Origin of the sequence: Arenimonas sp., assembly GCF_041913985.1 — a bacterium.
Lineage (GTDB): Bacteria > Pseudomonadota > Gammaproteobacteria > Xanthomonadales > Xanthomonadaceae > Arenimonas.
Genome location: NZ_JAYSEG010000008.1, coordinates 18763 through 30057 on the forward strand (window position 1 = coordinate 18763; position 11295 = coordinate 30057).

An 11295-nucleotide genomic window follows, 5' to 3' on the forward strand; every position below is an offset into this window, starting at 1 on the left:
GATGCCGGCCGGCGGCGGGACCAAGGCGCGGGCGCGCCAGGAGGCGCAGCGCGCCCGCATCCTTGAAGCGGCGCGCAAGTGCTTCTCGGAGCAGGGTTTCCATGGCGCCGGCATGTCGGCCATCGCCAAGGAAGCCGGCATGAGCCAGGGCCTGATCTATCGCTACTTCACCAACAAGGCGGCGATCATCCAGGCCATCACCGAGGAACAGCGCGCGCGCCGCACCGAGGACCTGTGCGCCATCGCCACCTTCGACGACCTGGTGGAGCGGCTGATGGGCAAACTGCGCCGCTGGCGCGCCGGCGACCTCCAGGACGACATCTTCGACCCGGCGCTGTTCCTGGAGATCAGCGCCGAATCGAGCCGCGACCCCGAGGTGGCGGCCATGGTGTCGGAACAGGAAAAGGAAATCTGGGCCGACTTCGCCGCCATCGTGCGCCGCGACGCCGAATCCCGCGGCCAGGCGCTCGACGACGAGGCCCTGCGCTGCCGCACCATGGCCCTGCGCTGCCTGGTGGACGGCGTGATCACCGCCTGCGTGCGCGACCCGCGCCTGGACTGCGACCAGGTGCAGGCCAGCCTGCGAAGGGTGTTGCGCCAGCTCGGCGGCGGGTGACTCAGCGCGGGCCGGTGTAGCGGCAGCCCGAGGTGCAGGTTTCGTGCACCACCACCGCGCTCAGCAGCGGCAGGGCCGGCTTGAGGTGGTCCCAGATCCAGATCGCGAGGTTTTCGCTGGTCGGGTTTTCCAGGCCGGGGATGTCGTTGAGGTAGTAGTGGTCGAGCCGGTCGTAGAGCGGCTTGAAGGCGGCCTTGATGTCGCCGAAGTCCATCACCCAGCCGGTGCGCTCGCCGACCTCGCCCGAGACATGCAGCTCGACCCGGAAGCTGTGCCCGTGCACGCGCGCGCACTTGTGGCCTTCCGGCACGTTCGGCAGCCGGTGCGCGGCCTCGAGGGTGAAGGATTTGAAGATGTCCATGCCGGCATTCTACCGGGGTGCCGGCCCGGCCGCCGGTCTCGCCGCCTGAGACATCTTCCTGCCAGGCTGCCCCCCGTCATCGGCTAGGCTGTGCGGGATGAGCGGGGACTGGAAACAACGCGCCAGCGAGGGGATCACGGTGTTCCGGGCCAGCCGCCTGGAGGCGCTGCTCGAGCCGCTGGACCACCTGCTGGGGCTGCAGCCGCCGGCCTCGCCGCTGGTGCCGCAAACCGTGGTCGCCGCCCACCCCGGCATGCGGCAGTGGCTGGCCGGCGCCCTGGCGCGCCAGCGCGGCCCCGGCGGCATCGTCGCCAACCTCGACATCGTGCTGCCGTCCACCTTCCTCGACACGCTGGCGCGCGAAGTGCTGGGCGAGGGCGCGGTGTCGCCGCGCGGCTGGCGCCGCGAGGCCCTGCGCTGGCACCTGCACGCCCTGCTCGAACGCCCGGCCGACGCCGGCTTGCGCGCCGCGCTCGACGGCCCCGACGCCGCCCTGCGCCGCTTCCAGCTGGCCGACCGCCTGGCCCGCATCTACACGCAGTACATGGCCTACCGCCCGCAGTGGCTGCGCGACTGGGCCGCCGGCAAGCGCGGTTTCGCCGAGGCCGGTTTCCATCCCGCCCTGTGGAAGGCGCTGCGCGCGCGCCTGGGCGCCGACCTGCACCGCGGCGAACGCCTGGCCGCGCTCACCGACGCGCTGCGCGCCGGCCGCCCGGCGCCGCAGGCCGACGAACCGCTGCACGTGTTCGGCATCAGCCACCTGGCGCCGGCCGAGCTGGCCGTGCTGCAGGCGCTGGCCGCGCAGCGCCCGGTGGTGCTGTACGTGCCCGACCCCTGCCGCGAATTCTGGGCCGGCCTGCGCACCGACGCCGCCCGCCTGCGCGACCTGGCCAAGGCGCCGTACTCCGAAGACAACGAAGCCTTCTTCCTCGACCAGGGCCACCCGCTGCTGGCGGCCTGGGGCCGGCTGGGCCAGCACTTCATGCTGCAGCTGCAGGAGCTGGAGGCGAAGCTCGACCTGCGCCACTTCCGCGACGAAGCCGGCGCCGACGTGCCGCCAGCGAACCTGCTCGGCGCCGTGCAGGAAAGCCTGCGCCGGCTCGATCCCGCGCTGGCCTCGGTGGATGACCGTGCCCCGGCCACGCGCCTGGCCGATGCCTCGCTGCGCGTGCACGGCTGCCACACCCGCCTGCGCGAGCTCGAAGTGCTGCACGACGCCTTGCTGCGCGCCCGCGCCGACGACCCCACGCTCGAGCCCGCCGACATCGTGGTGATGGCGCCCGACATCGGCGCCTACCTGCCGCTGCTGCCGGCGGTGTTCGGCCCCGCGGGCGAGGCGGGCGGGCCCTTGCCCTACCACCTGGCCGACGTGCCGGTGGCGCGCGCGTCCTCGCTGCTCACCGCGTTCCGGCGCCTGCTGGCGCTGCTGGCCTCGCGCTTCACCGCGCCGGAGCTGCTCGACTTCCTGGGCCAGCCCGACGTGGCGCGCCGGCTCGGGCTCGACGAAGACGCGCTCGACGCGCTCGGCCGCTGGCTGGGCGACGCGCGCGCCGCCTGGGGCCTGGACCCGGGTTTCCGCGCCGCGCTCGGCGTCCCCGCGCGAGAAGAACACACCCTGGCCTGGGCCATGGACCGCCTGCTCACCAGCTTCGTGCACGGCGACGAAAGCTTCGAGCCCGTGCACCACCTGCCCGACGGCAGCGCGGTGGCGCCCGTGCCGGGCGTGGCCGGCGGTCCCGCGCTGGCGCTGGGCGCACTCGACCACCTGCTGCAGCAGCTCGCCGGCCTGCGCGCCGACGCCGCGGCGCAGCTGCCGGCCAGCGACTGGGCGCGCCGCCTGGAAGACCGCCTCGACGCCCTGTTCCAGCCCGACCCGGCCGACGCCGCCGCGCGCGACGCCATGGACCTGCTGCGCGCCACCCTGCACGCGCTGGCTAGCGAACCGCGCGACGCCGGCGTCGACCCGCCGCTGGCTTTCGCCGTGGTGCGCCGCTGGCTGGAGGAAAAGCTCGACGCCGTGCCCGCGCGCCAGCGTTTCCTCGCGGGCGGCGTCACCGTCTGCGGCATGGTGCCGCAGCGCGCCATTCCCTTCCGCGTGGTGGCCGTGCTGGGCCTGAACGAAGGCGACTACCCGCGCAACGACGTGGACGCCGGCCTCGACCCCATCCGCCAGGCCGGCCTGCGCCAGCTCGGCGACCGCGACACCCGCAGCGACGACCGCTACCTGTTCCTGGAAACGGTGATGTCCGCGCGCGAGCGCCTGCACCTGAGCTACGTGGCCCGCGACGTGCGCGACGACAGCGAACGCAACCCGGCCTCGCCGCTGGCCGAGCTGATGGCCGTGCTGCCGCCGGCCGACGAAGGCGCCGCCGCGCCGGCCTGGCGCGTGCAGCACCCGCTGCAGCCCTTCGACGCGCGCTACTTCGACGGCGCCGACCCGCGCCTGTTCACCTTCGATGCCGCCGCGGCCGGCCACGCCGGCGGCGAAGCCGACGCCGCGCGCCTGCTTCCCGCCACCTCGGCGCCGGCGCAGGACGCGCCCTGCGAGGTCTCGCTCGACACGCTGCGGCGCTATTTCCGCGACCCGGCCCGGCAACTGCTGGCGGGCCGCCTGCGCGCGCGGCTCGACGCGCTCGACGAACTCGCGCTGGCCGAAGACGAACCGCTGGAGCCGCGCCTCGACCCGCTCGACCGCGCCGCCCGCGGCCTGTGCCTGGCCGCGCTGGCCGACCCGACCGTGGACCTCGACGAGATGCCGCCCGAACACCTGGTGCTCGGCGGCGTGTTGCCAGCCGGCGCCCTGGGTGCGCGCGCCTGGCGCCAGGAAGCCGACCTGGCGCGCACGCTCGTGGCCGCCGCGCAGGCGCGCGCCGATGCCGCCGCGCTGTTCCAGCCCACGCTGGCGCCGCCCGCCGACGCCCCCGCGCTGCAGCGGCAGCTCGGCCGCTTCGCGCTCACCGGCGAAGCCAGCGGCGTGCGCGAGCGCGGCGACACGCTGTGGGTGTTCGAAACCTTCCCGAACCGCAAGGCCGAAGGCGAGCTCGGCCTGGGCGACGTGGTGCCGCTCTACCTCACCTGGGCGCTGCTGCGCCTGGCGCCGGAAAACGCAAACCGCCGCGTGCGCCTGTGCGCGCTGCTGGCCAAGGGCGGCACGCCCTGGCAGGACACGGTGAACGCCTGGGACGACGGCTTCGCCGCCGCGGGCCCTGCGCTGCGCGAGACGCTCACGGCCAGCCTGGCCACCGGCGTGCTGGCGCTACTGGAGGAAGCCACGCGCCCGTCCACGCACCCGGCCTGCTATTTCCCCAGCACCGCGCGCGCCGCTTTGGCCGGCAAGGGCGTCGAAGACGCATGGGAGCGCGAGCGCAGCCATGCGCCGGGTTACGCGCGCCTGCTCGGCCGTGGCCTGGCGCCCGAGCCGGGCAGCGAAGACGCCGCCGCGCTGCTGCGCGAGGCGACGCGCCTGGCCGACCTGGTGCAATGGCCGCACCGGGAGGACGAATGAGCACGCCCGTGCACGTCGCCCACTGGCGCGGGCTGCCGCTGGAACCCGGCGGCCGCGCGCTGGTGGAAGCCAGCGCCGGCACCGGCAAGACCTGGACCATCGGCGTGCTCTACCTGCGCGTGCTGCTGGAATCGACGCCGGCGCTGGGCGTGGACCAGGTGGTGGTGACCACCTTCACCGAGGCCGCCGCGCAGGAGCTGCGCGAACGCCTGCGCGCACGGCTGCAGCGCGCGCTGGCATTGCTGGCCGGGGCGGCGCCGGCCGAAGGAACGCCGGACGACGAGGCCTGGCTGATCGCGCGCTGGGCCGACGCCGCCACGCGCAAGGAAGACCAGCGCCGCCTGCGCCTCGCCCTGGCCGATTTCGACCGCGCGCCGGTGGGCACGCTGCACCGCCTGTGCCGCCGCATCCTGGCCGAGCACCCGCTGGAAGGCGGCAGCGGCTTCGACCCGGGCGAACCCACCGCCGGGGACGCGCTGCTGGAAGAACTGGCGCGCGACGCCTGGCGCGTGCTGCACCAGGGCAGCGACCTGCAGGTGTTGCACGACGCCGGCCTGGCCGACATCACGCTCTCCACCTTCAGCCGCACGCTGGGCAAGCTGCTGCGGCCGGGCGTGCGCGTCGAGGCGGAAGGCGCGGACATCGACGACCTGCGCCGCGAACTGCCCGCGGACGTCGCCGCCGACCTGCGTGCGGTCGTGGCCGACGCCGGCTGGTTCAAGCGCTCCAACGCCGCGCTGCGCACCGCACTCACTTCGCTGGCCGATTTGCTGGCGGGCGAGGGCGGCTGGCCCAAGCCCGAGCATCTCGACCGCATCGCCGCCTGGGACACCGACGGCCAGCTGGCGCCTGCGCGCGCCGCGGCGTTCGAGGCCTTGCCTGCCATCGCCGCACTGCGCGGCGTGGTCGCACGCCTGCCGGCCGCCCGGGACCTGCCGCGCCTGCGCTTCTGGCGCGACCAGGTCACCCAGGCCGCGCGCTGGCGCGACGAGCGCCTGGCCGCGCGCGGCCAGACCACCTTCGACGAAATGGTGCGCCGCGCGCATGAAGCCGTGAGCACGCGGCCGGCCCTCGCCGACGCGCTGTTCGCCGACTGGCCGGTGGCGCTGGTGGACGAATTCCAGGACACCGACGCCCAGCAGTACGGCATCCTCGATCGTCTCTACCGCGACGCCGGCGGCGCGCAGCGCGGCCGCCTGGTGATGATCGGCGACCCCAAGCAGGCCATCTACGCCTTCCGCGGCGGCGACATCCACGCCTACCGTCGCGCCCGCCGCGACGCCAGCCACGCGCTTTCGCTGGCCACCAACCACCGATCCTCCCGCGCCTTCGTGGCCGCGCTCAACGAATTCCACCAGGGTGGCGGCGAAACGCTGGGCCGCGGCCCCGGCACCGACATCCGCTACGCGCCGGTGCAGGCCAGCGACCGCCAGGACAAGACGCCGTACACCGTGGATGGCCTGCCCGTGGCGCGCCCGCTGGTGCTGCACCACGAGCTGGGCGACCCCGGCACCCAGGACGCGCGCCGCCGCGCCGCGCTGCTGGCCTGCGCGCGCCAGGTGGCCGCGCTGCTGGCCTCGGGCCGGCATGCCATCGGCGGCGAGGCTGTGGTGCCGGGCGACATCGCCGTGCTGCTGCCCACCAACCGCGACATCACCGTGCTGCGCCGCCTGCTGCAGGCGCGCGGCGTGCCCTGCGTGGGCGGCGCCCGCGACAGCGTGTTCGCCGGCGACTGGGCCTTCGAATTGCAGGTGGTGCTGCAGGCGCTGCTGGCCAGCGACGACGAAAGCGCGCTGCGCGCCGCCCTGCTCACCCGCCTGTGGGGCGGCGACCTGGCCACGGTGGCCGCGCTCGACGACTCGCCCGCCGCCTGGGACGCCGCTATCGAACGCCGCCGCGAGCTGCGCGCGCTCTGGCAGCGGCGCGGCGTGCTGGCCACGGTGCAGCGCCTGGCCGCCGACGCCGCCCCGCGCCTGCTGGCCACGCCGGCCGGCGAACGCGACCTCACCGACCTGCGCCATCTGGGCGAACTGCTGCAGCAGCAGGCCGAACGCCTGGCTGGCCCGCGCGAACTGCTGGCCTGGTTCACCGACCAGCGCAACGGCGACGACGAAGGCGGCGATGCCGCCGACGAGCGCCAGCTGCGCATCGAATCCGACGCCCGCCGCGTGCAGCTGATGACGCTCCACCGCAGCAAGGGCCTGGAATTCCCGCTGGTGTTCCTGCCGCTGATGTGGGCGCAGCAGACGACCTCGCTGCATTCCCCCTACCTGGTGCCCCGTGGCGACGAACCCGGCCGCGTGGTGGCCTACGGCGACGACGCCCGCACGCGCCTGGCCTGGGACACCCAGGACGAACGCTTCCGCACGCTGTACGTGGCGCTCACCCGCGCCCGCCACGCCTGCCACGTCTACACCCTGCCGCCCGGGCGGCTGCCGACGCCGAAGAGCCGCGCGCCGCTGGCCGATCCCGAACGCGCGCCGCTCGACGCCATGATGGAAACCCTGCTGGCCGGCGACGCCGCCGCCTTCGCGCACCTGGACTGGCGCGAAGGCTGGCCGTCGGAGGAAGCGCAGCTGCCGCCCGCGCAGGCCAGCGCCAACGAACGCCAGGCGCGAACGCTGCCGCCGTCCGCGCCGGTGCGCCAGCGCCTGAGCTTCTCGGCCCTCGTCGGCGGCGCGCGTCCCGCGGTGGAAGAAGCCCCGGCCGACGACGAGGCCACGCCGTCGCCGCCCGAGCCCATCGCTTCGGCCGAGCCGCCGCACCCCGAGCTGCTGGCCCTGGCCGGTGCGCGCGGCACCGCCTTCGGCAACGCGCTGCACGCGGCCTTCGAACTGCGTGATCCGCGCCGCCCGCTGGCCGAGCAGGCCGCGCTGGTGCTGGCGCAGCTGGAGGAAAACGGCGTGCGCTCCGAGCCGGCGCTGCCCGCGCTGGCGCCGCTGCTGGCGCGTCGCCTCGACGGCGCACTGGCCGCCGAACTCTGGCCCGGCCTGGCGCTGGGCGAGGTGCCGCCGGAAGCGCAGCGCGCCGAAATGGCCTTCCACTTCGCGCTCGACCAGGCCCGCGCCAGCGCCCTGCGCGCCGCCTGCGCGGACCACGGCGAACCCGGCCTGGTGCCGCCGCTGGCCTTCGACCGCCTGCGCGGCCTGATGACCGGCAAGATCGACCTGGTGTTCGAGCACGCCGGCCGTTTCCACGTGCTCGACTACAAGGGCAACTGGCTGGGCGAGCGCCTGGCCGACTACGCCGGCGACGCCCTGCGCGCCGCCATGGACCACAGCCACTACCGCCTGCAGGCGCTGCTCTACACCGTGGCCGTGCACCGCCTGCTGCGCCAGCGCATTCCTGGCTACGCGCCGGAAAAACACCTGGGCGGCTATGCCTACCTGTTCGTGCGCGCCGCCGGGCTGGCGCCGGGCGCGGGCGTTTTCGCCGAACGTTTCCCGGACGCGCTGGTGCAGGCGGTCGACGCGGTGTTCGCCGCGCAGGGAGAACCCGCATGAGCCACCTGCGCTACGACGGCCGCCCGCCCAAGCCCGCCGCCGACCTCGCCGCGCGCCCCGAGGAGCGCGCCCTGGCCCGCGCGCTCTCGCGCTGGGTGCTGGCGCACGGCGGCTCGGCGCACCTGGCCGAACTGGCCGCGCGCACCACGCTGGCCGAACTCGGCGGCGACACCGCGCTGGCGCCGCAGGACGGCACCGCCCTCGAAACGCTGGCTGCCGAACCGATGGTCGGCGACGGCCGCGTGCGCACGCCCTTCGTGCTCGATGCCGACGGCCGCTTCTACTTCTGGCGCAACTTCGAGCACGAGCGCGAGGTGGCTGCGCTCGTGGCCGCGCGCCTGGCGGCGGAAACCCCGCTGCCGATGGCGGCCGATGAACTCGACGCCCTTTTCCCGGGCGGCGAACCGGCCCGCGACGGCGCCCAGCGCGCCGCCGTGGCGGCGGTGGGCGGGCGGCGCCTGTTCGTGCTCACCGGCGGCCCCGGCACCGGCAAGACCACCACCGTGCTGCGCATGCTGCTGCGCCTGCAGCGCGACGGCATCGCCGCGCGCGACGGCATCGCCGTGGCCGCGCCCACCGGCAAGGCGGCGCAGCGGCTGGTGCAGTCGCTGCGCCAGGAATCGGCGCGCCTGCGCGACGCGCTGCCGCCCGACTGGGCCGCGCACCTCGACGCGCTGCCCGCCGGCGACGCGCTCACCGTGCACCGCCTGCTGGCCTGGTCGCCGCGCCGCAACGCCTACCTGCGCGGCCCCGGTTCGCCCATCGACGCCGGCATCGTGGTGGTGGACGAAGCCTCCATGCTCGACCTGCACCAGCTGCGCGCCCTGCTGCGCGCGCTGCGCCCGGAAGCCACGCTGGTGCTGGTGGGCGACGCCGACCAGCTCGACTCGGTCGGCGCCGGCTCGGTGCTGATGGACCTGGTGTCGGTGCTCGAGGCCGCCGGCTCGCCCGCGCTGTCCCGCCTGCGCCACAGCTTCCGCGCCGACTCCGGCCTGGTGCGCGTGAACGAAGCCGTGCGCGCCGGCGACGCCACCGCACTGCAAGCCGCGCTCGCCGCCGCCGGCGACGCCGCGCGCCTGCACCCCGTGGAAGACGCCGCCGCGCTCTCGCGCCGCCTGCGCAGCTGGGCCGACGGCCTGGCCGGCGACGGCCCGCCGCCGCCGCTGCCGGCCGAGCCGGCCGACACCGCCGCCGCCGCGCTGCGTGCGCTGTCGGCGCGCCAGCTGCTGTGCGCGTTGCGCGACGGCCCCTTCGGCGCCGAAGCCGCCAACGCCGCCATCGAACGCCGCCTGCGCCAGCGCTGGGACGTGCCCGCCGGCCACGACTGGTACCCCGGCCGCGTGGTGATGGTGGCCCGCAACGACTACGGCGCGCGCCTGTTCAACGGCGACCTGGGCCTGTGCCTGCGCGGCGCCGACGGCGAGCTGCAGGTGTGGTTCGAATCGCCCGACGGCGGCGCCCGCGCCTTCGCCCCGGCCGCGCTGCCCGAGCACGCGCCGGCCTTCGCGCTCACCATCCACAAGAGCCAGGGCAGCGAATACGCGCACGCCGCCGTGCTGCTGCCGCCCGACCCCGAGCACCGCATCCTCTCGCGGCAGTTGCTCTACACGGGGCTGTCACGCGCCAAGCAGGGCATCGAAGTCTGGGGCCCTCGCGCCAGCCTGGAGGCGGCGCTGGCGCGCGCGGTGCGGCGTTCCGGCGGATTGGTGGCCCGCCTCGGCGAAGCGTGGTCGTTGCGCGGCGCGTAACGATGCATTCCGGCCTGCCGGCCGCGAACCTGCAACAAAGCCTTCTCGCGCCTTCGCATCGACCCGGCCTTCACGCCGCGGCCGCGCGCCTCACCACGCCTTGATGCGCGCTCACCCACCTTCGCGCCCTCAACCGACGGGGGCGTCCGACATGCAAGGCACTTACGATCCAACCCTGGTGGCATTGTCCATCGGCATCGCGGCCCTGGCCGCCTACGTGGCCATCGAATTCGCCGGCCGCATCTTCGAGCGCAAGGAGCAGTGGCTGCGCTGGCTGGTCTCGGGCGCGCTGGCCATGGGCAGCGGCATCTGGGCCATGCACTTCGTGGGCATGGCGGCCTTCGCGCTGCCCATCCCGGTGAGCTACGACCTGGGCATCACGGTGTTCTCGTGGCTGGCGGCGGTGGCGGTTTCGGCGCTGGCGCTGTTCCTGATCAGCCGGCGCGCGCTGTCGGTGGGCACGGTCACGCTCGGCGCGCTGGCCATGGGCGCGGGCATCTGCGTGATGCACTACGCCGGCATGGGCGCCATGCGCATGGACCCGGGCCTGGGCTACGACCCGCTGTGGTTCGCCATCTCGGTGCTGATCGCGGTGGGCGCCTCGGCGGCCGCGCTGGTGATCGTGGCGGCGCTGCGCACGGTGCGCACCTGGCGCGACGTGGGCCTGCGCACGGGCGCCGCGGCCATCATGGGTCTGGCCGTGGCCGGCATGCACTACTCGGGCATGGCCGCGGTGCAGTTCGATCCGAACGCCTTCTGCGCGCCGGGCAACCTGCTCGACGGCAACGCCATCGCCACGCCGACGGTGCTGGCCAGCCTGCTGGGCCTGGGCTTCGCGCTGTTCTTCACCCTTTCCGACGCGCGCGCCGTGCTGCAGGCCAAGCGCCAGGCCCGCGCCGAAAGCGAGCGCCTGAACCAGCTGGCCTTCATGGACCGTGAAACCGGCCTGGTGAACCGCCCGCGCTTCGGCCAGTTCGTGGTGGAAGCGCTGCGCGCCGACCCGCGCCTGGCGCTGGTGAGCGTGCGCGTGCTCGACGCCGCCGGCAACGAGGCCCGAGAGCGCGTGGCCGAGGTGGCCGCGGTGCTGGCGCCGCTGCAGTCGCAGGGCTACACCCTGGCCCGCACCTCGCCCGACCAGCTGATGGTGCTGGTGCCGCGCCTGTCGGCCGCCGAGGTGGCGCGCCGCCTGCTGCCGGGCTGGCGCAAGGCCACCGACGCGCTGGCCGCGCGCGGCCTGCAGGTGCTGTTCGGCACCGCCGAATCCCCTGCCGACGGCGACAACGCCCAGGCCCTGATGCTGCGTGCCGCCGCCCGCAGCGCCCCGGACCGCGACGAGGGCACCCTCGACGCCCCGGATTCGCTGGTGCTGTCGCAGCTGCAGGGTTTCCGCGCCGGCAGCGGCCCGGCCCGCGAATCCGCGGCCTGAACATCAAAGGCTCGCGTGGTCGGCGACATGGCGCCGGCCACGCCGCGGGGGTGGGGGGGGCTTTAATGGGCGGTGGGGCGTTTTTTTTGGCGGGGATGACATCCAAAACCACCCCCCGGCCGGGAGCGGCCGCGAG

The 11295-nt window shown here is 75.1% G+C and carries 6 protein-coding genes; 5 read left to right on the plus strand and 1 reads right to left on the minus strand.

Going from position 1 to position 11295, the window contains the following annotated elements:
* Position 1: 1 nt before the first annotated feature.
* Positions 2-616, plus strand: a complete 615-nt coding sequence (locus tag ACE3Q2_RS04110) for a TetR/AcrR family transcriptional regulator (RefSeq protein WP_374473080.1) — start codon at positions 2-4, stop codon at positions 614-616.
* 1 nt (position 617) lies between these two features.
* Here the strand turns inward: ACE3Q2_RS04110 and queD are convergent, their stop codons facing one another.
* Entirely contained in the window at positions 618-977 is a 360-nt protein-coding gene (gene queD, locus ACE3Q2_RS04115; protein WP_043802152.1) for a 6-carboxytetrahydropterin synthase QueD, read from the minus strand.
* Positions 978-1074: 97 nt separating this feature from the next.
* Between queD and recC the strand changes: the two genes are divergently transcribed.
* The 4 genes from recC (at position 1075) to ACE3Q2_RS04135 (ending at position 11159) form a co-directional block, all read left to right on the plus strand.
* Positions 1075-4482: an exodeoxyribonuclease V subunit gamma gene (gene recC / locus ACE3Q2_RS04120; RefSeq protein WP_374473003.1), complete on the plus strand. Its 3408-nt coding sequence runs from the start codon at positions 1075-1077 to the stop codon at positions 4480-4482.
* Entirely contained in the window at positions 4479-7985 is a 3507-nt protein-coding gene (locus ACE3Q2_RS04125) for a UvrD-helicase domain-containing protein (protein ID WP_374473005.1), read from the plus strand. The genes recC and ACE3Q2_RS04125 overlap by 4 nt, the downstream gene beginning before the upstream one ends.
* Complete coding sequence (gene recD / locus ACE3Q2_RS04130) at positions 7982-9733, plus strand: exodeoxyribonuclease V subunit alpha (protein WP_374473007.1); 1752 nt, start codon at positions 7982-7984, stop codon at positions 9731-9733. The genes ACE3Q2_RS04125 and recD overlap by 4 nt, the downstream gene beginning before the upstream one ends.
* 151 nt (positions 9734-9884) lie before the next feature.
* Positions 9885-11159: an MHYT domain-containing protein gene (locus ACE3Q2_RS04135; RefSeq protein ID WP_374473009.1), complete on the plus strand. Its 1275-nt coding sequence runs from the start codon at positions 9885-9887 to the stop codon at positions 11157-11159.
* Positions 11160-11295: the final 136 nt, after the last annotated feature.